25 protein-coding genes are annotated in these 24894 nt (G+C 62.9%); 11 read left to right on the top strand and 14 right to left on the bottom strand.

Annotated features, from left to right (window positions below):
- Positions 1-201: 201 nt before the first annotated feature.
- Both LUA85_RS14605 and ribA read left to right on the top strand, forming a co-directional pair.
- On the top strand, positions 202-993 hold the full coding sequence (locus LUA85_RS14605; RefSeq protein WP_231471000.1) for an exodeoxyribonuclease III: 792 nt from the start codon (positions 202-204) through the stop codon (positions 991-993).
- The gene (gene ribA, locus LUA85_RS14610; protein WP_231471001.1) at positions 990-2054 is read left to right on the top strand and encodes a GTP cyclohydrolase II; all 1065 of its coding nucleotides are present in this window, start codon (positions 990-992) and stop codon (positions 2052-2054) included. Before LUA85_RS14605 ends, ribA begins: the two co-directional genes overlap by 4 nt.
- 129 nt (positions 2055-2183) lie before the next feature.
- On the opposite strand, the gene LUA85_RS14615 is transcribed toward ribA, so the two are convergent.
- The 5 genes from LUA85_RS14615 to LUA85_RS14635 all read right to left on the bottom strand — a co-directional run bounded on the left by LUA85_RS14615 (position 2184) and on the right by LUA85_RS14635 (position 5132).
- Positions 2184-2483, bottom strand: a complete 300-nt coding sequence (locus LUA85_RS14615; protein WP_231471002.1) for a hypothetical protein — start codon at positions 2481-2483, stop codon at positions 2184-2186.
- A 53-nt stretch (positions 2484-2536) separates the two neighbouring features.
- The gene (locus LUA85_RS14620; RefSeq protein WP_231471003.1) at positions 2537-2878 is read right to left on the bottom strand and encodes a hypothetical protein; all 342 of its coding nucleotides are present in this window, start codon (positions 2876-2878) and stop codon (positions 2537-2539) included.
- 37 nt (positions 2879-2915) lie between these two features.
- The gene (locus LUA85_RS14625; protein WP_231471004.1) at positions 2916-3917 is read right to left on the bottom strand and encodes a right-handed parallel beta-helix repeat-containing protein; all 1002 of its coding nucleotides are present in this window, start codon (positions 3915-3917) and stop codon (positions 2916-2918) included.
- Positions 3918-3999: 82 nt separating this feature from the next.
- Entirely contained in the window at positions 4000-4212 is a 213-nt protein-coding gene (locus LUA85_RS14630) for a toxin-antitoxin system HicB family antitoxin (protein WP_231471005.1), read from the bottom strand.
- 11 nt (positions 4213-4223) lie between these two features.
- Complete coding sequence (locus LUA85_RS14635; RefSeq protein ID WP_231471006.1) at positions 4224-5132, bottom strand: SPFH domain-containing protein; 909 nt, start codon at positions 5130-5132, stop codon at positions 4224-4226.
- Positions 5133-5427: 295 nt separating this feature from the next.
- Here LUA85_RS14635 and LUA85_RS14640 point away from each other — a divergent pair, with 295 nt between their 5' ends.
- Together LUA85_RS14640 and LUA85_RS14645 are read left to right on the top strand one after the other, a co-directional pair.
- Positions 5428-5604, top strand: coding sequence for a DUF465 domain-containing protein (locus LUA85_RS14640; protein WP_231471007.1), 177 nt, complete (start codon positions 5428-5430; stop codon positions 5602-5604).
- A gap of 64 nt (positions 5605-5668) precedes the next feature.
- The gene (locus tag LUA85_RS14645; protein ID WP_231471008.1) at positions 5669-6649 is read left to right on the top strand and encodes a TerC family protein; all 981 of its coding nucleotides are present in this window, start codon (positions 5669-5671) and stop codon (positions 6647-6649) included.
- A gap of 51 nt (positions 6650-6700) precedes the next feature.
- Here LUA85_RS14645 and recQ read toward each other — a convergent pair whose 3' ends face one another.
- From recQ to LUA85_RS14670, 5 genes are all read right to left on the bottom strand, one after another.
- The gene (gene recQ / locus LUA85_RS14650) at positions 6701-8599 is read right to left on the bottom strand and encodes a DNA helicase RecQ (RefSeq protein WP_256448251.1); all 1899 of its coding nucleotides are present in this window, start codon (positions 8597-8599) and stop codon (positions 6701-6703) included.
- Between the two features lie 307 nt (positions 8600-8906).
- Complete coding sequence (gene metH, locus LUA85_RS14655) at positions 8907-11546, bottom strand: methionine synthase (RefSeq protein WP_231471009.1); 2640 nt, start codon at positions 11544-11546, stop codon at positions 8907-8909.
- 145 nt (positions 11547-11691) lie between these two features.
- Positions 11692-12756: a homocysteine S-methyltransferase family protein gene (locus LUA85_RS14660; protein ID WP_231471010.1), complete on the bottom strand. Its 1065-nt coding sequence runs from the start codon at positions 12754-12756 to the stop codon at positions 11692-11694.
- Positions 12753-13694, bottom strand: a complete 942-nt coding sequence (gene metF / locus LUA85_RS14665; RefSeq protein ID WP_231471011.1) for a methylenetetrahydrofolate reductase [NAD(P)H] — start codon at positions 13692-13694, stop codon at positions 12753-12755. Before metF ends, LUA85_RS14660 begins: the two co-directional genes overlap by 4 nt.
- A gap of 6 nt (positions 13695-13700) precedes the next feature.
- Positions 13701-14708, bottom strand: a complete 1008-nt coding sequence (locus LUA85_RS14670) for a metalloregulator ArsR/SmtB family transcription factor (RefSeq protein ID WP_231471012.1) — start codon at positions 14706-14708, stop codon at positions 13701-13703.
- 204 nt (positions 14709-14912) lie between these two features.
- Between LUA85_RS14670 and LUA85_RS14675 the strand changes: the two genes are divergently transcribed.
- Together LUA85_RS14675 and LUA85_RS14680 are read left to right on the top strand one after the other, a co-directional pair.
- The gene (locus LUA85_RS14675; protein WP_231471013.1) at positions 14913-15209 is read left to right on the top strand and encodes a hypothetical protein; all 297 of its coding nucleotides are present in this window, start codon (positions 14913-14915) and stop codon (positions 15207-15209) included.
- Positions 15210-15250: 41 nt separating this feature from the next.
- Positions 15251-15451: a hypothetical protein gene (locus LUA85_RS14680; RefSeq protein WP_231471014.1), complete on the top strand. Its 201-nt coding sequence runs from the start codon at positions 15251-15253 to the stop codon at positions 15449-15451.
- On the opposite strand, the gene LUA85_RS14685 is transcribed toward LUA85_RS14680, so the two are convergent.
- From LUA85_RS14685 to LUA85_RS14695, 3 genes are all read right to left on the bottom strand, one after another.
- Positions 15421-15681, bottom strand: a complete 261-nt coding sequence (locus LUA85_RS14685; protein ID WP_231471015.1) for a ribbon-helix-helix domain-containing protein — start codon at positions 15679-15681, stop codon at positions 15421-15423. The genes LUA85_RS14680 and LUA85_RS14685 overlap by 31 nt on opposite strands.
- Before the next feature lie 63 nt (positions 15682-15744).
- A complete protein-coding gene (gene phbB, locus LUA85_RS14690) occupies positions 15745-16467 on the bottom strand; it encodes an acetoacetyl-CoA reductase (RefSeq protein ID WP_231471016.1) in 723 nt (240 codons plus the stop codon).
- A 140-nt stretch (positions 16468-16607) separates the two neighbouring features.
- Entirely contained in the window at positions 16608-17438 is an 831-nt protein-coding gene (locus LUA85_RS14695) for a hypothetical protein (RefSeq protein ID WP_231471017.1), read from the bottom strand.
- A 405-nt stretch (positions 17439-17843) separates the two neighbouring features.
- Here LUA85_RS14695 and LUA85_RS14700 point away from each other — a divergent pair, with 405 nt between their 5' ends.
- From LUA85_RS14700 to LUA85_RS14720, 5 genes are all read left to right on the top strand, one after another.
- Positions 17844-18239 (top strand): DUF3576 domain-containing protein, encoded by a 396-nt coding sequence (locus LUA85_RS14700; protein WP_231471898.1) that lies wholly within the window; start codon positions 17844-17846, stop codon positions 18237-18239.
- Positions 18240-18293: 54 nt separating this feature from the next.
- On the top strand, positions 18294-20825 hold the full coding sequence (gene leuS / locus LUA85_RS14705) for a leucine--tRNA ligase (RefSeq protein ID WP_231471018.1): 2532 nt from the start codon (positions 18294-18296) through the stop codon (positions 20823-20825).
- A gap of 58 nt (positions 20826-20883) precedes the next feature.
- Positions 20884-21315, top strand: coding sequence for an LPS assembly lipoprotein LptE (lptE, locus tag LUA85_RS14710; RefSeq protein ID WP_231471899.1), 432 nt, complete (start codon positions 20884-20886; stop codon positions 21313-21315).
- Between the two features lie 10 nt (positions 21316-21325).
- Positions 21326-22348 carry a DNA polymerase III subunit delta gene (gene holA / locus LUA85_RS14715; RefSeq protein ID WP_231471019.1) on the top strand — a complete coding sequence of 341 codons (1023 nt, stop codon included), beginning with the start codon at positions 21326-21328 and terminating at the stop codon, positions 22346-22348.
- A gap of 185 nt (positions 22349-22533) precedes the next feature.
- Entirely contained in the window at positions 22534-23937 is a 1404-nt protein-coding gene (locus LUA85_RS14720) for a sugar transferase (RefSeq protein WP_231471020.1), read from the top strand.
- 41 nt (positions 23938-23978) lie between these two features.
- Here LUA85_RS14720 and LUA85_RS14725 read toward each other — a convergent pair whose 3' ends face one another.
- Positions 23979-24869, bottom strand: a complete 891-nt coding sequence (locus LUA85_RS14725; RefSeq protein ID WP_231471021.1) for a M48 family metalloprotease — start codon at positions 24867-24869, stop codon at positions 23979-23981.
- Between the last annotated feature and the right edge of the window lie 25 nt (positions 24870-24894).

Below are 24894 nucleotides of genomic sequence, written 5' to 3' on the forward strand. Positions count from 1 at the left end.
ACGTCGCCTAAAACGATTGTCGACGAGGCGGTCGAGGCGGGTTTCCCCCCTGTTGCCGGTCTCCTGATGACCTCCTCGCCAAGCGTGACGAACGCAAATGGAACCCTCGGACCAATGCCCCCGGTCCGAGGGTTTTCTTGTTTTGGGTCGCCCCCACATCCCATCTAGCAATCGCCCGCCCGCAATCCTAAAGCCGAGCGCATGATCTCGGTTGCCACATGGAACATTAATTCGGTCCGCTTGCGCGCCGATCAGGTCGAACGCTTTTTGACGCAGGAGGCGCCCGATGTGTTGTGCCTGCAGGAGATCAAGACGCCGGAGAACCTGTTTCCGCACGAGGTGTTCGAGAAGCTGGGCTACACACACCGCGCGGTGCATGGGCAGAAGGGCTACCACGGCGTCGCCACCGTCAGCCGCATCCCCTTCCGCGATTTCAGCAAGCATGACTGGCAGGACAATGGCGAGGCGCGGCATATCGGCGTGGAGCTGACCGGGCCGGGCAAGGGGTTGATCATCGAGAATGTCTATATCCCGGCAGGCGGTGACGTGGCCGACCGCGAGGTCAACGCCAAGTTCGGCCAGAAGCTCGACTTTCTGGAGCGCATGACGCGCTGGGCCGAAAAGATCGAACGGCCGACGCTGATCGTCGGCGATTTCAACATCGCGCCGCTGGAGTGCGACGTTTACAATCATAAGGCGCTGCTCAAGGTCGTCAGCCACACCCCGCTTGAGGTGGAAACGCTGCAACGCTTTGCCGATGCGCATGGCTGGGTCGATCTGGGCCGCAAGCACATCCCCGCGCCGGAACGCAATTACTCGTGGTGGTCCTATCGCTCCTACTGGCGCGAGAAGGATCAGGGACGGCGGCTCGACCATATGTGGGCCTCGCCAGAGGCGGCGGCGCAGACGCGCGGGCACCGCTTTGTGGAAGAAACCCGCAAGTGGGAGCAGCCTTCCGATCACATCCCGCTGATCACCGAGCTGGACCTTTGACGGATACGCGAAACGTCGCGCGCGCGCTCGACGCGTTGCGCCACGGCTGGGCGATCCGCGTGACCGGCGCGGACGGCGCGCTCGATCTGCTGCCCGCCGAAACCGCGTTCGTGCAGCCGGGCATCTATGCAGCGCGGCTGCTGATTTCCGATGCGCGCGCGGCCACGCTGAAGCTGGCGAACCAGCGCGATGCCGCCGTGCCCGAAGCTCCGGTGCTGATCCGGGGGGCCGAGCCGTTCAGCCTGTCTGCCGCGCGCAATCTGGCCGATCCGGCGCAAGACCTTGGCAGCCCCTTGCGCGGGCCGTTCAAGGCCGATCCGATCGACACTGGCGAAGCAGCGACAGCAGCGATGGAACTGGCGCGGCTGGCGGGAATCCTGCCCGCGTTCCTCGTTTCAACCGGGGTGGAGATTGCCGCCGAGGTTTCCGCGGCCGATCTGGCGCAGTTCAAGGACCCGCTGAACCTGACCATTCAGGCGCGCGCACGGTTGCCCGTTCACGCCTGCGAACATGCCGAGATCGTGGCGTTCCGCGCGCGCGATGATTTGCGCGAACATGTGGCACTGGTGCTGGGCACACAAACCAGTGAGCGCGAGCCGCTGGTGCGGCTGCACAGCGAATGTCTGACCGGCGACGTGCTGGGCAGCCTCAAGTGCGATTGCGGGCCGCAACTGGACGCAGCGCTGGCCCACATGGCCGAGGAAGCCAACGCGGGCGGCTGGGGCGTACTCTTGTACTTACGGCAGGAAGGGCGCGGCATCGGCCTTATCAACAAGCTGCGCGCCTATGAACTGCAGGATCAGGGCTTTGACACGGTGGACGCCAACGAGCGACTGGGCCTGCCAAGCGAGGCGCGCGATTTCCCGGTGGCTGCAAGGATGCTCGATCTGCTGGGAATTGCCCGCCTGCGCCTGCTCACCAACAATCCGCAGAAGGTGGCGACCTTGCGGGAACTGGGCGTGGAAGTGACCGAACGTGTGGCGCACCAGCTTCCGGCCAATCCCCACAACCAGCGCTATCTGGATACCAAGCGCGACCGCACCGGGCACCTGCTGCGCTGAACGGCTGGCGATAATTCATGAATCGTCATTGCGAGGCCGCAGGCTGAGGCAATTCAGAGCGGTTGCGTTCGGCACCCCGGATTGCCGCGTCGGCTTCGCCTCCTCGCAATGACGAACGTGTCTGCTGTGCTATAGCGCGCGCCAGGCGATCAGCAGGACCGCCATGGCAACGATCAACGCAAACCCCAGCGCTTTGGCCATGTCCTTCGGGGTGAACCTGTCGATATGTTCGGCGCGGAAGCGGCGGTAGCCGCGCTCTGCCGCGGGATTGCTGGCAACCAGCGCCACATCGAGCGCGGAGGCTTCATTCCTGAACCAGTTGACGATTATTTCGCGCTCCTGCAGCGTGACATCGGGGTAAGCGCCAAGCAGCGCCTCCACATGGGCACGGCGCGCATCGACGGCCGATGCGAGAGTGGACTTTGACATAGTGAGCTTCCTGACATGCGTGATGACGGCACCCGGTGGGTGCAACGGCAGCGTCAGGCGTGGGGAGGTCCGGTCGGCGCAGGGCGGAGCAGAAGCGGTGGCTGAACTGGCGGCGCGGTCTGGCGCGGCCATGCGTGGGAGCGCGCCGGGATAACGGGTACAGGTGGCGGGAGAATTTCAACCGCGCCTGGTGGCGCGATGGGCAGCAACGCGCGTTGCGGTGCCATACGGCGTTCGGGGGCAACCGCGAGTTCAACCGTAGCGGCACTGAACGCAGAGCCGCTGCGCGCCAGCAACGGTGCATCAAACGGGGCGGTGGCGTGGAACAGCACCGTCAGGGCCAGCAGGGCGGCCCACAGCCGCCCGGTCAGGCGCGATGGCAGGTGGCTAAGCACACCGGCAAGGTAGGGTCAGCGGACCCTCAGGGCAAGATCAGCGCTTTTCGAAGCGGGTGAGACCATTGCCGAGCGTATTGCTGCCGATGGCAAGCGGATCGCCCGACCAGTCTGCCACAAAGGCCGACGAACGGCTGACGCCCGGCGCAAACCGTGCGTCGTTTCCGGCGATGGCAAGGCCCGCCGAACTGTGGAGGCGGCCTTCGGCGGCTACAGTGATGAAAGCGCTGTAGTTTTCCTTGTCGCGGCCCTGCACGAACATATTGTTGGCGATGCGCCCGGTGGCGCCTGCGGGCAGATCGATCATGTAATTGGTGGTGGAACCGGCGGTATCATCGAAGCTGGATTCGGTCACCTCGACGCGGCCTGCGCGAGCCTTGACATAATGCCCGCCCCGTCCGGCCTCAAACCGGCTCTGGCGGATGGTAACGCTGCCATAATCGCCGAAATAGACCGAATGTGCGCAGGACAGGCCGCGATCGCATCGACCAAGGCGCGTGAAGGTGGACTTTTCGATCAGCACGGCGGCAGTGGGGTCGTCTGCCGAAAGGATGCCCTGTTCGCTATCGCGGAACCACGATTGGCGTACGGTCAGGTTGCCATGTTCAAGCCGGATACCGGAACCATTGGCATCGTGGACGCGGATGTTCTGGAAGATCAGGCCTTCGACGCGGGTAGAGCGACCGCGCGCGACGATGGTGGCCTTGCCTTCGCAGGCCGCGCCATCCAACACCGTCTGCCCCGGCACTTGCGCGACAAAACCGACATCGCCCGCCTGCTGGACAGCACAATCGCGATAGACACCGGGTTCGATGCGGATCGTGCCAGTGCCATCGCCAATGGCATTGACCGCTTCCTGAAGCGCAGAAAAGCTGCGGCCGGTTTCAACCACGGTATAGGGCGCGCGCGTTTCCTGCGCCAGAAGCGCCGTTGCCGGTATTGCGACGACCACGCCGAGCGCGAGCAGCAACAGCCGCAATCGCTGGCGGCGGTGGCGGCGTTCGGTGGCCGCGAAAAGATTGGTTTCGGTACTGTTCATCATGCGCTGTCCGGTCCGGTTGTCTGCCGTGGTGGGATAGCGTCGAATGATTGACAGGCGGTTGCGTTCCGCTCGGAACCGATCAGTCCGGCCCGTCTGCCCTTTTGGGCGGGCGGCCCCGGCGCGGCGCTTCGACAGGAGCAAGCTTGATCCCGCGCCTTGCCAGCGCTTCACGCAGCAATATTTCGATCTGGGCGTTGGCCGAGCGCAAATCCGCCGCCGCCGTGCGCTCGATCGCGGCGAACAGCGCCGGATCGATGCGCAAAGGGAAGGCTTTCTTCGGGCTTGGCGACATCGTGCAGACCGTTACTGGTAAAGTGTGCCGGCGTTGACGATGGGCTGCGCATCGCGTTCGCCGCAAAGCACGACCATCAGGTTTGACACCATTGCGGCGCGGCGCTCGTCATCAAGTTCCACCACTCCCTTTTCGGACAGCTGGTTCAGTGCCATCTCGACCATGGAAACGGCGCCTTCGACCAGCTTCTTGCGCGCCGATATGACCGCTTCGGCCTGCTGGCGACGGAGCATGGCCCCTGCGATTTCGGGCGCATAGGCAAGATGCGTCAGGCCGCATTCGTCCACCGTGATGCCCGCCAGCACCAGCCGCGCATTCAGTTCGGTGCGCAGTTCGGCATTGATCTGATCGTGATGGCCACGCAGCGTGACTTCATGATGTTCAATATCGTCATAAGGGTAGCGCGAGCCAATCGAACGCACCGCGCTTTCGATCTGGACGAAGACGAAGGCCTTGTAATCATCGACATCGAACAGGGCCTGGGCAGTATCTGCCACGCGCCACACGACATTGCAGGCAATTTCGATAGGGTTGCCGCGCAAGTCATTGACCTTCAGCTTTTCGGACACGACGTTGTTGGCGCGGACCGATATCTTGGTCTTGGTCATCCACGGCCAGACCCAGCGCAGCCCGTGGTTACGATCCGTTCCGCGATAAGAGCCGAACAGGTTGATCGCCGCAGCCTGGTTAGGCTGGATCATATAGAAACCAGAAGCGATGAACACGGTGGCGACCGGAAGCGCTGCGATGGTGGCGAGGAATCCGGGGACTGCGTCTTCGAGCGGATCACCGCTGGCAAAGCCGATCACGCGAGCCGCGGTCAGGATGGCCAGCACAAGCATGAGGATCAACATGAAATAGCCACTGATCGACCATGCACCGGTTTCAGTGCTCGCGGAATGAGTCTTCGAATCGGACATTGTCCACCCCCTTAAATTTGATATCATATTAATATCAAATCCGGTGGCGACGACAAGAGCTTTCGATTCCGGCTTGCAATTCGGAGCGAATCACTCCACATTCGGGATCGCGGACCGGGCCCCTCTGGCGCGGCGATTTGGCCAACCTTGGTAATCGCTGCGTGATGTCGGACCGCATCGGGTGGTGCCGATGTCTTGTGGTCCGGGTTCTGGTTAGTCCCCCTCTTCTTGCGGACCTGTGAAACAGGACTTCGGCGCACCCGATCGTTGCAACTGCTTCGATAGGGAGCCTTGAATGTCGGACCGTTATTTCACTTTGCTCGAACGTCATCAGAAGCTGGACGAGGCGCTGCGCCTTGCCCGCCGCAGACGCTGGGTCGATCCGTTCGAGATCGCGCGGATCAAGAAATTGAAGCTGGTGGTAAAGGATCGCCTGTCCCGACTCCTGCCGCGCAAATCTGTCACGTTTTGACATAGAGGAACACCAGCCGTGCCGCTGCATTAGCAGTAGCGCGGCTGGCTGATGGAGAAGCGCAATGGAATTCCTCTTTGCCGACTGGCTCGGCACTCCTGCCTGGTTCTGGCTGGCATTTCTGGGCCTTGTCGTGGTCCTGACCGCGTTCGACCTTGGCGTCCTCCACAAGGAGGACAAGGCGATGGGAATCGGCGAATCGCTGAAACTGACGGCATTCTACATCACCATCGCGCTGGCCTTCGGCGCGTGGGTCTGGGCCGAAAAGGGCGCCGACCTGGGCATGAAATACTACACCGGGTTCTTCATCGAAAAGGCGCTGTCGATCGACAACGTGTTCGTGATCAGCCTGATCTTCACGTTCTTCGCGATCCCGGCCAAGTACCAGTACCGCGCCCTGCTGTGGGGTATCGTCGCGGTGATCTTCCTGCGCGGCGGAATGATCGCAGGCGGTGCGGCGCTGGTCGAGCAGGCCTACTGGGTGCTGTATATCTTTGCCGCGTTCCTGGTGTTCACCGGGATCAAGATGTTCTTCACATCGGACCATGATCCCGACATCGGCAACAACCCGGCGGTACGCTGGATCAGCCGCCATATGCGCGTGACCAAGGAACTGCACGACCAGCACTTCTTTGTGAAGGTAACCGATCCGAAGACCGGCAAGCTGGTAAACGCGGCGACGCCGCTGTTTCTGGCGCTGGTGGTGATCAATCTGGCCGACCTGGTGTTCGCAGTCGATTCCGTTCCTGCAATCTTCGCGATCACCACCGATACCTTTGTGGTCTACACGTCGAACATCATGGCCATCCTTGGCCTGCGCGCGCTCTATTTCGCGCTGGCGGCGATGATCGACCGCTTCGTCTACCTCAAGTATGCGCTGGCCGCCGTGCTGGTGTTCATCGGCTCGAAGATCTTCGTCTCGGACTTCCTGCTGGGCGGGGACAAGTTCCCGCCGGTGCTGAGCCTTGGCGTGACAATCGCGCTGATCGCGGGCGGTGTGGTGTTCTCGTTGTGGAAAACGCGCGGGACAGCCGTGAAGGCTTGATCAGAGCCTTCTTCCCCCCTCCTCTGAAGAGGAGGGGGCTTTTGTTTGGGCTCAGAACTGGCGGATGACTTCGAGAAAGCGGTCGCCGTGGGCTTCGAGTTTCCTGGCGCCAACGCCGCCGATCTGGCCCAGTTCGGCCAGACTGGCGGGGCGCGAGGCCGTCATTTCGCGCAAGACCGAATCGTGGAAGATGACGTAGGGCGGCAAGCCCGCATCGCGCGCGATATCACGGCGAAGGCTGCGCAGCGCATCGAACAGCGGATCGCCGACCGGATTGAAGGGTGCGCCCGACGAGGCCCTGCGGCGGTTGGTGCGTTCGCGCTTGGGGACGACTACCAGCGGCACTTCGGCCTCGCCCTTCAGGATCGCACGGGAATCGCCGCCCAGCGCGAGGCCGCCGTGTTCGGTGGCGATCAGCGCGCCGCGTGCCTGCAACGCACGGGCGAGCGGGCGCAACAGCGGGGCTTCGTCGGCGGTGACGATGCCGAACACCGAAAGCTGATCGTGACCGCGCTGGATGATGCGTTCATCGGCAACGCCGGTCAGGACCTTCTCGATGTAGGCGAAGCCGAACGACTGGCCGGTGCGATAGACCGCCGAGAGCAGTTTGCGCGCAACGTGGGTGCCATCGGTGATGCCCGGCGCTTCAAGGCAGTTGTCGCAATTGCCACAGGTTTCGGGCGGGTCTTCGCCAAAGTGGCGCAGCAGTACCGCGCGGCGGCAATGCGGCGTTTCGACGAGCATCGCCAGTGCATCGATGCGGGTGCGTTCCCCTGCCCGCCGATGTTCTTCGACTTCGGACAGACGCTGGCGGGCGCGGACGAAGTCCTCGGCACCCCACAGCATGACAGCGACCGCCGGATCGCCATCGCGGCCCGCGCGGCCGGTTTCCTGATAGTACGCCTCGATCGATTTGGGGCAGGCGGCGTGGGCGACGAAACGCACGTCGGGCTTGTCGATGCCCATGCCGAACGCGACGGTGGCAACCATGACCATGTCTTCGGACGCGACGAAGGCTGCCTGATTTCCGGCGCGGACTGCCGGATCAAGTCCGGCGTGATAGGGCAGGACCTGCCTGCCGGTGGTGCTCAATTGCCCGGCCAGTTTTTCCACTTGCGCGCGGGTGGGCGCATAGACGATGCCGGGGCCGGAGTGTTCTTCCATCAATTGCCTGATCTGGCGCAGCGGATTGTCACGCGGGCGGATGGCATAGCGGATGTTGGGCCGGTCAAAGCCCGATACGATCAGGCCCTCTGCCGGGATGCCAAGCTGTTCGAGAATATCGGCGCGAGTATGGCGGTCTGCCGTGGCAGTGAGCGCCAGACGCGGGACAGCCGGAAAAGCGTCCATCATCGGGCGCAGCAGGCGGTAATCGGGGCGGAAATCGTGGCCCCATTCGGACACGCAATGCGCCTCGTCGATGGCGAAAAGCGAGATGCGCGCGCGGCTCAACAGGTCACGGAAATGCTGCTGGCTGGCCCGTTCGGGGGCGACGTAAAGCAGATCGAGATCGCCGTTTCGAAAACGCTCGATCGTTTCATCACGGTTGGTATCGACGCTGGTCAGCGTGGCCGCGCGGATGCCGTTGGCGGTGGCGGCGCGCAACTGGTCGTGCATCAGCGCAATCAGCGGCGAGACGACGACGCAGGTGCCGTCCATCATCACCGCGGGCAACTGGTAGGTGAGCGACTTGCCCGCGCCCGTCGGCATGACCGCGAGCGTCGATTGCGCGGCGAGCACCCGGTCGACGACTTGCGCCTGGACGCCGCGAAATGCGGGAAAGCCGAACACCGCGTGAAGCGCATCGGCAGTGTCGGCATAGACCGGGCGCGGCTGCGCTTCGGGCCGGGGCGCTGCTTCAGCCTCGTCGGGGAAGCCCGAATGGATACCGTCTTCAAAGGCATCGTCGGGCAGGAAATCGAGTTCGTAGGGTCTGTCGCCGGAAGTCACGCCGCCTCCTATGCCAGATCGGCGGGGCACGGCAAAGGCTGGCCCTGCGCAAATTATGGGTTACCGCTTAACCATCCCCGCGCTCTGCCATCGCGCATCGTCGCGCTTGGGTAGGTCTTGGGCGCATTCCCGCACGATTGTATGCGGCGGCGGGCACAATCCCGGATCATGGCAAGCGGGTTGCGGTGATGCACCTCACTCCCTCCTCTGTTTCTGGCAGGGGAAGGGGACCAATCGTGCGCGTGGGGTGAAGTCGAGAGCCACCACCCCCAACCCCCTCCTCTGAAGAGGAGGGGGCTTTTCAGGTTCAATCCAGGTTCGGGCGGAGCCAGCGTTCCATCACGGGCAAATCCATGCCGCGACGGCCTGCGTAGTCTTCCAACTGGTCGCGGCCGATGGTGGCGACGCCGAAATACTGGCTTTCGGGGTGGGCGAAATAGAAGCCGGAAACCGCTGAAGTGGGCAGCATGGCCTGCGATTCGGTCAGCGTGATGCCCGCCGTGTTGGTGGCATCGAGCAGATCGAACAGGATCGGCTTGAGCGTGTGGTCGGGGCACGCGGGATAGCCCGGCGCGGGGCGGATGCCGCGATACTGCTCGCGGATCAGCGCTTCGTTGGTCAGCTGTTCGCCCGGCGAATAGGCCCACAGCGTGGTGCGCACGTACTGGTGCAGGCGCTCGGCGAAAGCTTCGGCGAAGCGGTCTGCGAGAGCCTTCAGCAGAATGTCCGAATAGTCGTCGTTGTCCGCCTTGAAGCGGGCGAGGTGTTCTTCGATGCCGTGGATGCCAACGGCAAAGCCGCCGATCCAATCGCCTTCAGGATCGATGAAATCGGCGAGGCAGAAGTTCGCGCGGCCACGGCTCTTGATCACCTGCTGGCGCAGGAACGGCAGGCGCAGCGAGCGTTCATCGTCGTTCGGGTGAATAACCACATCATCGCCATGACGGGCGCAAGGCCAGAACTGGGCGACGCCCCTGGCGGTCAGCCACTTTTCGCTGACGATCTTTTCGAGCATCGCGCGGGCATCGGCATAGAGGCTGCGCGCGGATTCGCCGATTACTTCATCTTCAAGGATCGAGGGCCAGGTTCCGGCCAGCTCCCACGCGCGGAAGAACGGGGTCCAGTCGAAGCAATCGACCAGATCATCGAGGCTCCAGTCTTCGAACACGTGGCGGCCCGGCTGTTGCGGGGGCGGGACCTTTTCCGAAAAGTCCGGCGCGAAAGCATTGAGGCGCGCGTCTTCGAGGCTGAGCAGCTTTGACGCGCCCTTGCCCGCGCGCGCATCGCGGACGTGCTGATATTCGGCAGCGGTTGCCTTGATGAACGGATCGGCCTGGGTATCGGACAGGAGTTGCGAGGCCACGCCCACCGCGCGGCTGGCGTCGAGCACGTGGACGACCGGGCCGTCATAGGCCTGATCGATGCGCAGCGCGGTGTGGACCTTGCTGGTGGTGGCCCCGCCGATCAGCAGCGGGATCGACATTTCCGCGCGCTGCATTTCTTCGGCCACGGTGACCATTTCATCCAACGACGGCGTAATCAGACCGGACAGGCCGATGATATCGACGCCTTCCTTCTGCGCGGTATCGAGGATCGTGGACCACGGCACCATCACGCCCAGATCAAGCACTTCGTAGCCGTTGCACTGGAGCACGACGCCGACGATATTCTTGCCGATATCGTGAACGTCACCCTTGACCGTGGCCATGATGATCTTGCCCTTGGCCTTGGCACCGGGCTGTTTGGCGGCCTCGATGAAGGGGATGAGGTGGGCGACGGCCTTTTTCATCACGCGGGCCGATTTCACCACCTGCGGCAGGAACATCTTGCCCGAACCGAACAGGTCGCCGACCGTGTTCATGCCTTCCATCAGCGGGCCTTCGATCACTTCGATGGGGCGGCCACCGCGCGCGTCAATCATCGCGCGGGCTTCTTCGGTGTCCTCGACGATATACGCGTCGATGCCCTTGACCAGCGCGTGTTCAAGGCGGCGGACAACGTCCCAGCCGCGCCATTCCTCGGCGGCCTTTTCAGCAACGGTGTCCTTGCCCTTGTAGCTTTCGGCCAACTCGATCAGACGCTCAGTGGCGGTCTGTTCGCCGCCTGCGGCAGGTTTGCGGTTGAGCACGACATCTTCGCAGGCTTCGCGCAGCACCGGGTCGATCTGGTCGTAGATATCAAGCTGGCCAGCGTTGACGATGGCCATGTCCATGCCCGCCGGGATGGCGTGGTAGAGGAACACCGAATGCATCGCGCGGCGCACGATTTCATTGCCACGGAAGCTGAAAGAGAGGTTGGACAGCCCGCCCGAAATGTGGACGTGCGGGCAGCGCGCCTTGATCAGCCTCGTGGCTTCAATGAAATCCAGACCATAGTTGTCATGCTCTTCGATGCCGGTGGCGACGGCGAAGACATTGGGATCGAAGATGATGTCTTCCGGCGGAAAGCCGATACCAACAAGCAGGTCATAGGCGCGGGCGCAGATTTCGACCTTGCGCTCCTTGGTGTCGGCCTGGCCCTTTTCGTCGAAGGCCATGACGACGACGGCCGCGCCATAATCCATGCATTTTCGGGCGTGGGTGAGGAACGCTTCCTCGCCTTCCTTCATCGAGATCGAATTGACGATGGGCTTGCCTGATACGCACTTCAGGCCCGCTTCGATCACGTCCCACTTGGAACTGTCGATCATCACCGGCACGCGGGCGATGTCTGGTTCTGCCGCTATCAGCTTGAGGTAGGTGGTCATCGCCTCAACCGCGTCGAGCAGGCCCTCGTCCATGTTGACGTCGATCACCTGCGCACCGTTTTCCACCTGCTGGCGCGCGACTTCGACGGCCTTGGCATAATCGCCCGCAAGGATCAGCTTCTTGAACGCGGCAGAGCCGGTGACGTTGGTGCGTTCGCCGACATTGACGAAGCGGGAGCCGGATGGGGTGGACTTGGTCATTTTTTGCTCTTTCTGGTCCTCCCCAATCTGGGGAGGGGGACCGCCGGAACGGTGGTGGAGGGGGCTATCGATCTGGCGCTGCGCTTGTGGAGAGTCCCCTCCACCACGCTGCGCGCGGTCCCCCTCCCCGTTCCGGGGAGGATAGTCAGGCGGCCATGATGAACGGTTCGAGGCCTGCCAGCCGCGTTGCCGTTTCGGGCACGGCTATCTGGCGGGCGGGCAGGCCCTTCACCGCTTGTGCCATCGCCGCGATGTGCGCGGGCGTGGAGCCGCAGCAGCCGCCGAGGATGTTGACCTGCCCGTGATCGGCCCATTCCTTAACGAGACCAGCCGTGGTGGCGGGCATTTCGTCATATTCGCCCAGTTCGTTGGGCAGGCCGGCGTTGGGATAGACCATGATCAGCGTGTCGGCGATTTCGGACAGTGCCTTCACGTGCGGGCGCAACTGGGTGGCGCCGAACGAGCAGTTGAGACCGATGGTCAGCGGCTTGGCGTGGCGAATCGCGTACCAGAACGCTTCGACCGTGTGGCCCGACAAGTTGCGGCCCGAAAGATCGGTCAGCGTCATCGACATCATGATCGGGATTTCGCGGCCAAGCTCCTTCTCGACCTGACGGACGGACATGACGCCTGCCTTGGCGTTTAGCGTATCGAACACGGTTTCGATCAGGATGAAGTCTGCGCCGCCGCCTTCGACCAGCGCGTGGACCTGCTCGGCATAGACATCGACGAGATGGTCCCAGTCGATCTCGCGGAAGCCGGGGTCGTTGACGTCCGGTGACAGCGAGAGAGTCTTGTTCGTCGGCCCAATGGCTCCGGCGACGAAGCGGGGGCGGCCGTCCCTGGCGGTGAACTCATCGGCGACGCGGCGGGCAAGTTGCGCGGATTCCACGTTGATTTCGCGCACGAGGTGTTCGGCGGCGTAATCGGCCTGGCTGATGCGGTTGGCGCTGAAGGTGTTGGTTTCCGCGATATCCGCTCCGGCGTTGAAATAGGCGCGGTGAATCGATTCGGGCACTTCGGGCTTGGTCAGCGCGAGGATATCGTTGTTGCCCTTCTGGTCCTTGGTCAGACCCAGCGTTCCGGCATAGTCAGCCTCGGACAGCTTGAAGTTCTGGATCTCGGTGCCGAACGCGCCATCGGTGATGAGAATGCGCTGGCTGGCCTGTTCAAGGAAGGCGAGACGGGCGGTTGAAGGGGTGAGAGTCACGCGGCTTTCTCCAGCGCTGGCTTTGTCGGGCGAAGGCCAAGGAGGTGGCAGATCGCGTAGGACAGTTCAGCGCGGTTGAGGGTGTAGAAGTGGAAATCGCGCACGCCACCGGCATAGAGGCGTCGGCAGAATTCGGCGGCGATGGTCGCGGCGACAAGCTGGCGCGAGCCGGGATGCGTGTCCAGCCCTTCGAACAGGCCGTCCATCCACGCGGGGATCGCAGCACCACAGGCAGCGGCGAACTTGCGGGTTTGTGCAACATTGGAGACAGGCAGGATGCCGGGCAGGACGGGCGCATCGATGCCCGCAGCCGCCAGCTTGTCGCGGAAGCGGAAGAAGGTTTCGGGTTCAAAGAAGAACTGGCTGATCGCGCGCGTCGCCCCTGCATCGAGCTTGCGCTTCAGATTGTCGATATCGGCCTGCTGGCTGGGCGAATCGGGATGCGATTCGGGGTAGGCGGCGACCGAGATCTCAAACGGGGCGATCTGCTTCAGGCCAGCAACAAGTTCGGCGGCGTTGGCATAGCCATCGGGGTGCGGGGTGAAGGGAACGCCCGGTGCGCCCATGTCTCCGCGCAGGGCGACGATGTGGCGCACACCCGCTTCCCAATAGCTTTCCGCCACTTCGCGGATTTCGGCCTTGGTGGCATCGACGCAGGTCAGATGCGCGGCGGCGGGAAGCTTTGCATCCTTGATGATCCGCGCAACGGTGCCGTGTGTGCGATCGCGGGTGGAGCCGCCCGCGCCATACGTGACCGAGACGAACTTGGGCTGGAGCGGCGCGAGGGTTTCGACCACATCCCACAACTGAGCCATCAGCGCATCGGTTCTGGGCGGGAAGAATTCGAAGGACACGGCGATATCGCCCGGCAAACCTGCGAACAGCGGGGTGTCGAGCGCGGTGCGGGCTTCGCGGAGTTGATCGTAGCTGGCGTTCATTTCGGGTCAGGTCTTCCGGGCAAGCTGGCGGGGTTCAAATTGTGCGACGCTGTCCTGGCGGCGGACGCCGGTCCACAGCTTTACCACGAGTTCGTGCCCTGCAAGGGCGCGCGTCGCGTGGGGGACAAAGCCGCTGTCGAGCAGCATCGCTTCGATCTGGGCATCGGAAAAGCCAAGGCGCGCATGGGCGTGGGACTGGCGCAGGTCTTCACGATCATGCGCGGCAAAATCGACGATGGAGACGCGGCCTCCCGGTGCGGTGACGCGGGCTGCGCCTGCCAGCACCGCTTCAGGGGCCTGCGCATAATGCAGCACCTGATGGAACAGAACCGTATCGAAGCTGCGCGCGGGAAACGGCAGTTGCGCGAAATCGCCCTGAACCAGTTCCACCCGTTCAGCAGGCAGGTGCTGCAAGCGGGCGCGAGCGATGCGCAGCATGTCCGGGCTTTTGTCGAAGGCGACAATCCGGTCGGCGTGTGGACCGAACAGTTCGGCAATCCGTCCGGTTCCGGTGCCCACATCAAGCAGCCGTCCGAGCGAACCGCCGCCCGCCATGTCTGCCAGCATTTCAGTGAGCGCAGCTTCAACCGGACCATCGGCGATGTGCAGCGAGCGCAACTCGTCCCATTCCTCGGCGTGGCGCGAGAACCAGTCGAGGGCATGCGCTTCACGGGCTGCGCGGATCGCATCGAGGTGCTGGCGATCTTCGGCGCAGCGCCGACCGAAGGCAACATCCTCATGCTCTGCCACCGCCAGCAATCGCGCGATGGCCGCGGCAAGCGGCTGGTCCGAGGCTTCGCCAACGGAACTGCGCAGGAACACCCACGCGCCTTCCTTGCGCCGTTCGGCCAGACCGGAATCGCACAGGATACGAATGTGGCGCGATACGCGAGGCTGGCTTTGCCCCAGCACTTGTGCGACTTCACCCACCGCAAGCTCCATGCTGGCGAGGAGGCGCATGATGCGCAGGCGCGTGGGGTCGTCAAGCGCGCGAATGGCGTCATGGATCGTCATCTGAAACTACATATAAAGAAACCTTTATATGCGTCAAGAGACTTAACGCCGGCCTTATGTCATGTGCCGGCGATGAGTGGGCGCGTGGGGAAAGGATGCATTTGCGTTCGGCTTAACCCCCCGATAGTAAAGGCGCATGTGTGTCGCCGGTAAGGCGCGCTGCCATGTTGCCGTCACGGCACTTTACCCATGAGAGGGATTTTGATGAAGAAGTATGCAAGCCTCGCCATCGTTGCCGCAGCAGCCCTTGCGCTCAGCGCTTGCGGCCGTTCGGACGACGCTTCGGAGGCCGCTTCGGAAGACACCGTGGAAATGCCGGCCGACGAACTGCCCGCAATGGAGCCTTCGGCCGCCGCTGCACCGCTTGCTCCTGAAGCAGATGCCTCGGCCGCTGCCGATTCGCAGGCTGACGCCGCGCGCGATGCCGCCAACAACGCTGCCGCCGTCGCTGCTGCCGTGCAGGCCGCAGACGCAGAAGATGCCGAAGCACCGGCGCAATAAGCCCCGCAGGCTCTAGCGCCCCGCCGTTGAAAGACCACACGATGCGCTCGATCCCCGTCCTTGCCTTCGCCCTTGCCCTGGCTGCCTGCAGCGCTGGCGAGGAGGAAAAGCCGGGCGGGGTGACGCAGGACGAGGCCCGCGCACTGGATGCCGCGGCCGAAATGCTCGACAAGCGCGAGATGCCGGCTCTTCCCGAAGCGACGCTACCGGCTCAGGCGGTGCCCGCGCCGTCGGCGTCCTGACCCAAGGCGGTCACGACCAGCCAGATGCGGATCGCTCCGGCCAGGCCGGGCGGCGTGGAGCTGGCAATCCGGGCGGCGTCGATCCGGGCGACCAGCGCATTGATCGGCACACCCTCAACCGCAGCAGCTTTGCGCAACATGTCCCAGAACAGCGGTTCGAGGCTGATCGAAGTCTTGTGCCCGGCAATCTCGACCGAACGCTTCACCGGGGGATGGTAGGGGACGATCATGGCGGGCGAGACTGCCTTGCGAAAAATGGCAGGGCGGACGCCAGTGCATCCGCCCGAAACCCATCAGTACATATGCTGGCCACCATTGAGCGACATCGTCGATCCGGTGACGAAAGCCCCTTCGTCAGCTGTCAGGAACGCGACGCCGCGCGCGATCTCCTCTGCGAAGCCGAGGCGGCCCACAGGGATTTTCGCAACGATCTTTTCCAGCACGGCAGGCGGAACTGCGGCCACCATGTCGGTATCGACATAGCCCGGCGCAATCGCATTGACAGTGATGCCGAACTTGGCCCCTTCCTGGGCCAGAGCCTTGGTAAAGCCGTGTATGCCGGATTTGGCGGCGGCATAATTGACCTGCCCATACTGGCCGGACTGGCCGTTAACCGAGCCGATGTTGACGATGCGGCCCCAGCCCCGATCACGCATGCCGGGAAATGTCGCCTTGGCCATGTTGAAGCATCCGCCAAGGTTGATCCGCATCACCTCGTTCCAGTCATCGAAGCTCATCTTGTGAAGTACGCCGTCGCGGGTGATGCCGGCATTGTTCACGACGATTTCAATCGGACCCACTTCTGCAGCGATACGTGAACATCCCGCAAGCGTCGCTTCGTGATCGCCAACATCGAAGCGGTATGCCGGAATGCCGGTTTCGGCAGTGAAGGCGCGCGCCTTTTCTTCGTTCCCGCCGTAGTTTGCCACCACCGTACGCCCTTGCGCTTTCAACGCGAGACAGACGGCTTGGCCGATCCCGCGGGTGCCCCCGGTGACGACTGCAACTCTTGACATGGCATACCTCCCAAAGGTCCCTCAGCGACCTACGGTAGGTGCATGAATCTCATGCGGCAAGTTACAGAATGTGCAAATGCTGCGGGTGCAGCAACGAATTGGTGCAGAGCAACTTGCGATAAATGCAAGTGAAGACACTGTCAGAAGCGGAACTGGGTTCCGACGTAGACGGCCTGGTTGTCCTGCTTCCCATCAGTGAGCGGAAGCAGGCGGTCACGCTCTGGCGAATAACGTACACCCGCAGTGACGTTGAGATTCCGGGTCAGGCGATAGCTGCCGCCGAGATCGAGTTGGTAATCGCCCTGCCCTTCCAGCGTCCGCGGTGCACGGCCGGTGCGATCGCGACCGTCCATTTCCACCCGCGGCGCAAACCGTGCGGGTGTGGATGCCGTGGACGATGAAGATTTGATCTTTGCCAGATCCGGCATGTCGATCCGCTGCAGATCATGCAGCGTGGACGAGGAGCCACCCGCAAAGCTGGAGAAGCCGCGCGCCATGCCAAGATTGTAGGCCATCGGCGCGATACGCACCGGCGCGGCGCCCGCCTGAAGCGCCCCATCCGCCAACGAGCCACGCACCGAGAATGCACGCGCGCTTTGCGAATCAAGGCGAACAGCAACGGTTACTGCGCGATTGGCACGGGTTTCATTGCCGGCAGGGGTGAAGCGGAACAGCCTGCCGCTTTTCAAAGCGCGAACGGTGATTTGCGAGGCGAGGCGTTCATCGACCGAAGCCGGCGTAAACGATCCGATGCCGCCACGGGCTGCAAGGCTGACGGGTACTGAATCGAAACCGCTGGAGAATGCACTGCTGACGGTTGGGGCCAGAAACAGCCCCACGGCTACCGAAGCGGCGATGGCGAATGGCGCACGCAAGCGATGATGCAATGCACCGTCCGCTTTCGAATTTTGCCCACGTCCCGCCATGGCAAGCCTGTTTCTTCCCCGGTTGAGCACCATATCCAGTGCCACGATTGCCTGCTTCCTGTCCGGCGTTGCCAAGTGCGACTCTGCCACGCGGAAGCGTTCATCCGTCTAATACGTTCGACGGCGTGAAATTTCCATAGGCCAGAGCACTTTCTGACTGTTCCTTTGCAGGTGTGGCGCAATATCCACAGTGCAGCGCACATTCAGGAAGGGTTCAGTGCCATCACGCGCATCTGCCCGGCCATGGCCTTAACGCTTCACCAGGCAGATTCATCACGCTTGCCGCACCGCGCGCCGGGGTGATAGAGGCATTTCAAACGCCCCATCGCACTGATGCGGCATGACGCGACCGGGCGGGACACCAGCCGCCACCAAGCCAAGGACTGTGACGTAGTGATCAAGACCGCCAACACACGCAAACTGATCGTTCGCGGCATTGTCATCGCGACCATGGCCGTGCTGGCCACCGGCTGCGGCAAGAAAGAACGCCCCAGAGCAGACCTTGCCGCCAGCCAGGTAACGACGATCGGGGTCAACGCCTATCTGTGGCGCGCGAGCCTTGATGCGCTGTCGTTCATGCCCCTGCTCCAGACGGACAGCAACGGCGGCGTGATCGTGACCGACTGGTACGCCAACCCTAAGAACCCCGGCGAGCGGATGAAGGTGACGGTCTCGATCGTCGATCAGGACTTGCGCGCCGATGCACTGCGCGTTGCCGCCAGCCGCCAGGTTTCGACCAGTGGCCAGTGGGTCGATGCCCCGGTTCAGGCCGTGACCGTGCAGAAACTGGAAGACATCATCCTGACCAAGGCGCGCGACCTGCGCCGCGCCGCGATTGCCGGATAAGCAACCCGCAGGCGAATCTTGCGCGTCATGGCTGCGCTGCCTAGAGGAGCGGCCATGACCGCGATTATCCCTGAACGCTTCGATCCTTCCATCGCCGACACCCGCTGGCAGCAGGTGTGGGACGAGCAACAATCGTTCCGTGCCGATGATTCGAGCACGAAGCCGCGCAGCTACGTGCTGGAGATGTTCCCCTATCCATCGGGACGCATCCACATTGGCCATGTGCGCAATTATACGATGGGCGATGTGCTGGCGCGCTACAAGCGCATGCGCGGGCATGAAGTGCTGCATCCGATGGGCTGGGACGCCTTCGGCATGCCTGCCGAAAACGCGGCGATGGAAAAGGGCGTCCACCCCGGCGGCTGGACCCGCGACAATATCGCCAACATGAAGGCGCAGTTGAAGCGGCTGGGCTTCGCGCTCGACTGGAGCCGCGAAATCGCGACTTGCGAGCCGGAATACTATGGCCACGAACAGGCGCTGTTTGTCGATCTTTACGCGGCAGGGCTGGTCTACCGCAAGGAATCGACAGTCAACTGGGACCCGGTGGATCACACCGTGCTGGCCAACGAGCAGGTGATCGACGGGCGCGGCTGGCGGTCAGGCGCGCTGGTGGAAAAGCGCAAGCTGAACCAGTGGTTCCTCAAGATCACCGACTTTGCCGACGAACTGCTCGAAGGGCTTTCGACGCTCGACAAGTGGCCCGAAAAGGTCCGCACGATGCAGGAAAACTGGATCGGGAAGAGCCAGGGCCTGCAATTCGCGTTCGATCTTTCGAGCGGGGACAAACTGGAGGTCTACACCACCCGCCCCGATACGATCTTTGGCGCAAGCTTCGTTGCCGTGGCTGCCGATCATCCCGTGGCGCAGGGTGTTGCTACCGGCAATCCGGCGGCGCAGGACTTCATCGCCCTGTGCAAGCAGGGCGGCACGACGGCTGCCGAACTGGAAACCGCCGAGAAGCTGGGCTTCTATACCGGGATTACCGCCAGGCACCCGTTCACGGGGGCCGACCTGCCGGTCTACATCGCCAACTTCGTATTGATGGAATATGGCACCGGCGCGATCATGGCGGTGCCGGGGCACGATCAGCGCGACTTCGATTTTGCCACCAAGTACGGCCTGCCGATCCTGCGTGTGGTGGCCACCGATCCTGCCGATGCGGACAAACCGTTCGGCAAGGAAGCCGAAGCGGGTGACGGCGTTCTGGTCAATTCGGGTTTCCTCGATGGCATGACCGTGGCCGATGCCAAGGCCGCGATCATCGACCGCGCGCAAAACGAAGGCTTTGGTGAAGGCAAGACGGTGTGGCGCCTGCGCGATTGGGGCGTCAGCCGCCAGCGCTATTGGGGGACGCCGATCCCATTCATTCACTGCGAGGTCTGCGGCGTGGTGCCGGTGCCCAAGAAGCACTTGCCGGTAACACTGCCCGAAGACGTGACCTTCGATGTGCCGGGCAATCCACTCGACAGGCACCCCACATGGAAGCATGTCGGCTGTCCTCAGTGTGGAAACCCGGCGCGGCGCGAGACCGATACGCTGGACACCTTCGTCGATTCATCGTGGTATTTCCTGCGCTTTGCCAGTCAGCCCGCGGACCGTCCGTTCGACCCGGAAGAGATCAAGCGCTGGCTGCCGGTGGAGCAGTATATCGGCGGAATCGAGCATGCGATCCTGCATCTTCTCTATGCCCGCTTCTGGACACGCGCCCTCGCCCGTATCGGCAAGATCGAGGTGGCCGAGCCTTTCGCCAGCCTGTTCACGCAAGGCATGGTGACGCACGAGACGTATGAGCGGAAGAACCCCGAAAACGGGCAGCCGATCTTCTTCTCTCCGGCCGAAGTGGAGCGCACGAGCGAAGGCGCGACGCTGAAGGCCGATGGCACGACGGTCGAAGTCGGCCGCGTGATCAAGATGTCGAAGTCCAAGAAGAACGTGGTGGACCCGGACGAGATCGTGGCAAAATACGGCGCGGACGCGATCCGCTGGTTCATGCTGTCCGACAGCCCGCCCGAACGCGACTTGCCGTGGTCCGAAGCGGGAATCGAAGGCTGCGCGCGGTTCGTGCAGCGGCTTTGGCGCTTGTTCGGGCAGTACGACGCCGCTGCGACGGGCGAGGACAAGGCGCTGGATCGCAAGACTCACCAGACCGTTCACGCCGCCGCGTCCGATATCGAGGCGCTGGGCTTCAACAAGGCAGTGGCGCGCATCTATGAACTGACCGGCGCGATCGAGAAGGCCGCGCCTTCGGCCAGCCGCTCTGCCGCGATCCGCAGCCTGTTGCTGCTGGTCGCGCCGATGATGCCGCATCTGGCCGAGGAAGCCTTTGCCCGGCTGGGTTCGGGACTGGTTGCCGATGCTGCTTGGCCCGAAGTCGATCCGGCGCTGCTGGTGGACGATGAGGTGACCGTGGCGGTTCAGGTCAAGGGCAAGCTGCGCGATACCCTGACCGTGGCCAAGGGAACCGCGAAAGAGGAACTGGAGCGCCTTGCCCTTGCATCCGAGAAAGTGCAGCGTGCCCTGGAAGGGGCGGAGGTGAAGAAGGTGATCGTTGTGCCTGACCGTCTGGTGAACCTTGTCGCTTAAGCGGCTCCTCCCGCTCGTCTGCCCGCTAGTGCTGCTGGCGGGCTGCGGCCTGCAGCCGATGTATGCCGGTGGCGGCAGCGGAGGCGTGGCGCGGGCGCTTTCGGACGTGAGCATTTCACCAATCGAGGGACAATCGGGCTGGCTCGTGCGCAATGCCCTGGCCGACCGGCTTGGTGCAGGACGGCAAAACGGCGGATCGCGCTACCGGCTCGACATCCGGCTGGATGACCGCGTGGAAGGTCTGGGTCAGCTTTCGAATGACACGATCACGCGTGAACGGCGGACCTTGCGCGCGCGTTACCAACTGGTCGATGTACAGTCGGGCGCCGTGCTGGTGGACGCCACCGCCGGATCGGACGCCGGTTTCGATGTGGTGAACAGCGAATATGCGGTGATCGCGGCCGAACAGACCGCGCTCGAAAACCTGTCTCACGAAGTGGCAGACCAGATCGTGACGCGCATCTCGGTACAGTTGCGCGACGCCGAGTGAGGCATCGCGAGTGAAGCTGACGCAGAAAAACTTCCTGAGCAGCGCCGCAAGAGCCGCGCGCGAATGCCGGGTGTTCTATTTCTGCGGTCCCGACGAATCGGGCGCGAGCGATGCCGCCAATCGTATCGCCGGCCTGCTGGGCGATGCCGAAAAAGTGGAGATGAGCGGTGCCGAATTGCGCCGCGATCCGGTCCGTCTGGCAGACGAAGCGCGTTCGGTATCCCTGTTCGGCGACAAGCGGATCATTCACGTCCGCGCGGCAGGCGACGATGCGTTCGATGCCGTAGAGACACTGATGGCAAGCCCTGTCGATGGCTGGCCGGTGCTGATCGTGGCGACATCGGCCACGGACAAATCGCGGATCGCCAAGCTGCTGGACGGCAAGCCCGGTGCGATGGTGGCCATGTTCTATCCGTCCGATCTGAAAGCCGTGGCCGATGCCGTGCGCGACATGGGTGGCGCTCTGGGCGTGACGATCGACGGTGCCCTTGGCGAACGGATTGCGCGTTCGACCGGCATGGACACGCGCATGGCGCGCAGCGAGATCGAGAAGCTGGCGCTTTATCTGGATGCCACGCCGCAGGCTCCGCGGGTGGTGACGGCAGCGATCCTCGATGAAATCTGCGCGGTGAGCGAGGACGACAGCCTGATGCCGATGGTCAATGTCGTGCTGGGCGGCGATGCGCGCAAGCTGCCGGGCGAACTGGCGCGGATGCGCGAAATGGGTCTTAACCCGGTGGGCCTGCTGCTGGCTTTCGAACGTCGCGCCGCGCAACTTGTGCAGCTTGCTGCGCGCATGGGCGAGCGCGCCGACATCAATGCTTTCATGGAACAGGAGACCGCCGCAAGGCGCGTCTTTTTCCGGGACCGCGCTGAACTGACCGCCCAATTGCGACGTTGGCGAGGCGCAAGACTCGTTCGCCTTACCGAACGGTTAACTATGCTGCACCGCACACTCATTTCCGATAATCGCAACGCCGAGCTAATGCTGGCGCAAGGTCTCGCCGAAATCGCTCGTGCTGCAGTGCGATAAAACGTGAGGGAAATGAGCCGTTCCGAGTGAGGATTCTCACTTTGGAACAGCGCGTGACTTGCTAAGTCCAAAATGGTAGGTATTTTCCCGCAGTGCAATAAAACAACCCGGTCGCACGAAATTCCGAACTATCGAAGGCAAGCCCGCATAACGGGCTGATGAGGCATTTGGCAGCGAGACACGTGATGACCAAGCACGTTCCCATGGGCGAGATGCGCCAGTCGCAAGACAGGCGCAGGATAACGCTCCCGCTGGCACCGCCGTTGGAACAGCGTCGGCTGCAGCTCTATATCGGACTGCTGCTGATCGATGGCGCGGCGATCATGGGCGGGCTGTGCATCGCAAGCTGGCTGTACCTTGGGCGCTTTCTCGATACGGAATCGCTGGTTCACGGGCAGGTTCTGCTGCCGATTTACTGGACCATCGCGCTAAGCCTTCAGGTCTACACACTTCAGGCATTGCGCCGCATAAACTTTGCCCGCGCGCGCGCCGTACTGTCTTTGATCGGAGCGGAAAGCGCGTTGCTGTTCGTCGGATTTGCCACGAAGAGCACTGAAGATTTTTCGCGCGTTTCGGCCTTTCTCGGTCTTGCCCTGGCGATGCTGCTGCTTGTGTGGCTGCGCAGCCTTTTGCGCCCGTTGATCAAGGCGCGCTGCGGGGATGCCGGGATCAACATCCTGCTGATCGATGATGGCGGTGCTGCGTTGCGCGTCCCCAACGCATACCACATCGATGCTCGCGAACATCATCTCGCACCCGATCTTTCCGACCCCCACATGATGGACCGGCTTGGCCTGTACATGATGAATATGGATCGGGTCATGGTCTCATGCCCGACCGACCGCCGCTCTTCATGGGCGCTGGTGTTCAAGAGTGCGAATGTATCGGGCGAAATCGTGGATACCGACGTGAACCGCCTCGGCGTTATCGGTGCACGGCGGGAGCGCGATTACGGTGCCCTGATCGTGGCAAGCGGGCCGCTTGGCCTGCGCGCCCGTGCTGTCAAGCGCGGGCTGGACCTTGCCCTTGCCGGCAGTGCGGTCCTCGCCCTGTCTCCGCTGCTGCTGATCGTGGCCTTGCTGATCAAGCTAGAGGACGGCGGGCCTGTGTTCTTCGTGCAGAAGCGTACCGGGCGTGGCAATCGCTTCTTTCCGATCTTCAAGTTCCGTTCGATGCGGGCGGAAAAGCTGGATGCGGCAGGCGCGCGCTCTGCCAGCAAGGACGATGACCGGATCACGCGCATTGGCCGCTTTATCCGCGGCACGAGTATTGACGAATTACCACAGATTTTCAACGTCATACGTGGTGAAATGTCGATCGTTGGCCCGCGCCCCCACGCCATCGGATCGCTGGCTGGCGACAAGCTGTTCTGGGAAGTCGATCACCGCTACTGGTTGCGCCATTCGCTCAAGCCGGGGCTGACCGGCTTGGCGCAAGTGCGTGGTTTGCGCGGCGCGACGGATACCGAGACCGATCTTGCCAATCGCCTTCAGGCCGATCTGGAATATCTTGATGGCTGGACGATCTGGCGGGATATCAAGATCATCGTCAACACGGTGAGCGTGCTCGTTCACGACCGCGCATTCTGAAGCGGACGAGCGGGCCGGCCATGCTCCCGACCTTCGGCAACTCAGGGTTTGGCAATCGGGCAACCGGAATGGTCCGGCAGCGCGCGCAACCGGGCAATCCGCGCAGGCCACGAACGATGCGTCGGCGCGCGCAGGAAACCGAGCCAGTCGCGTTTGTCGAGCCGGGCAAACAAGGCGATGCCAAGATCCCTGTCATAGCCTGCACAGACCATCAGGCGCAGCCCCAGCTCGTCCGCCCTGTCCTCCATGGTGCGCCGCGCGGAAATGCCGGAGCCGCGACGATCGCGATTGATGACATGCGCAAGTTCGTGTCCCACGACGAGCGCGAGTTCATCGTCGGTGCGGGCAAATGCAACCATCCCCGTGGAAATGGCTATGTTGCGATCATCGCTATGGGCATCGATGCTGCGATCAGTGGCCAACACGATGCGGGCGGCGCAGTGGCGGACAGGCCGCAGCGTTGCGGGAATGGTAACACCGTTGCGGCGTACAACGACAGAAAACTCGGAATCCGGTATTGCTTGCGCAATGGTTTCGAGCAGCGCGTCAGCCACAAGCGATTCCGGTTTGCGCTGCTTTTCGATGGTTTCCACAGAAATGTTGGCGAGCGAAAGGACTTCATCACCCTCACGCAAGCCTGCAAGGCTGGCAGGGCTGCCTGGCGCGATGCCGACGATAACGGGGTACTCCCGCATGCCGAGCGTACGTTCAAGCAAGGGCCAGTCGCGCTTCTGGTAAGACCGGCGATCATCAATGATCAAGCCCGCATCAGCAGCATTGACGGGGCACGAATTGCCAGCCGCCTTGCGCAGGCGCCATTCGATGCGCGCCACTCTTGCAAGATCCTGGCGCAACAGCCGGGGCCATTGCGGTGCGCTTTCCTGCGCCATCGCAGCCGGGGGCACAGCGAGCAGAACAGGAACGACCAACATTCGCGCAACATGATTGCCACCAGCG

It is taken from the genome of Novosphingobium sp. CECT 9465, from assembly GCF_920987055.1.
Classification (GTDB): Bacteria; Pseudomonadota; Alphaproteobacteria; order Sphingomonadales; family Sphingomonadaceae; genus Novosphingobium.

Bases quoted from the DNA above. Each gene is read 5' to 3' on its own strand.
- LUA85_RS14605 (WP_231471000.1), top strand. From the start codon at position 202: ATGATCTCGGTTGCCACATGGAACATTAATTCGGTCCGCTTGCGCGCC.
- LUA85_RS14615 (WP_231471002.1), bottom strand. From the start codon at position 2,483: ATGTCAAAGTCCACTCTCGCATCGGCCGTCGATGCGCGCCGTGCCCAT.
- LUA85_RS14625 (WP_231471004.1), bottom strand. From the start codon at position 3,917: ATGAACAGTACCGAAACCAATCTTTTCGCGGCCACCGAACGCCGCCAC.
- LUA85_RS14630 (WP_231471005.1), bottom strand. From the start codon at position 4,212: ATGTCGCCAAGCCCGAAGAAAGCCTTCCCTTTGCGCATCGATCCGGCG.
- LUA85_RS14635 (WP_231471006.1), bottom strand. From the start codon at position 5,132: ATGTCCGATTCGAAGACTCATTCCGCGAGCACTGAAACCGGTGCATGG.
- LUA85_RS14640 (WP_231471007.1), top strand. From the start codon at position 5,428: ATGTCGGACCGTTATTTCACTTTGCTCGAACGTCATCAGAAGCTGGAC.
- LUA85_RS14645 (WP_231471008.1), top strand. From the start codon at position 5,669: ATGGAATTCCTCTTTGCCGACTGGCTCGGCACTCCTGCCTGGTTCTGG.
- metH (WP_231471009.1), bottom strand. From the start codon at position 11,546: ATGACCAAGTCCACCCCATCCGGCTCCCGCTTCGTCAATGTCGGCGAA.
- metF (WP_231471011.1), bottom strand. From the start codon at position 13,694: ATGAACGCCAGCTACGATCAACTCCGCGAAGCCCGCACCGCGCTCGAC.
- LUA85_RS14670 (WP_231471012.1), bottom strand. From the start codon at position 14,708: ATGACGATCCATGACGCCATTCGCGCGCTTGACGACCCCACGCGCCTG.
- LUA85_RS14675 (WP_231471013.1), top strand. From the start codon at position 14,913: ATGAAGAAGTATGCAAGCCTCGCCATCGTTGCCGCAGCAGCCCTTGCG.
- LUA85_RS14680 (WP_231471014.1), top strand. From the start codon at position 15,251: ATGCGCTCGATCCCCGTCCTTGCCTTCGCCCTTGCCCTGGCTGCCTGC.
- LUA85_RS14685 (WP_231471015.1), bottom strand. From the start codon at position 15,681: ATGATCGTCCCCTACCATCCCCCGGTGAAGCGTTCGGTCGAGATTGCC.
- phbB (WP_231471016.1), bottom strand. From the start codon at position 16,467: ATGTCAAGAGTTGCAGTCGTCACCGGGGGCACCCGCGGGATCGGCCAA.
- LUA85_RS14700 (WP_231471898.1), top strand. From the start codon at position 17,844: ATGGCCGTGCTGGCCACCGGCTGCGGCAAGAAAGAACGCCCCAGAGCA.
- leuS (WP_231471018.1), top strand. From the start codon at position 18,294: ATGACCGCGATTATCCCTGAACGCTTCGATCCTTCCATCGCCGACACC.
- lptE (WP_231471899.1), top strand. From the start codon at position 20,884: ATGTATGCCGGTGGCGGCAGCGGAGGCGTGGCGCGGGCGCTTTCGGAC.
- LUA85_RS14720 (WP_231471020.1), top strand. From the start codon at position 22,534: ATGACCAAGCACGTTCCCATGGGCGAGATGCGCCAGTCGCAAGACAGG.
- LUA85_RS14725 (WP_231471021.1), bottom strand. From the start codon at position 24,869: ATGTTGGTCGTTCCTGTTCTGCTCGCTGTGCCCCCGGCTGCGATGGCG.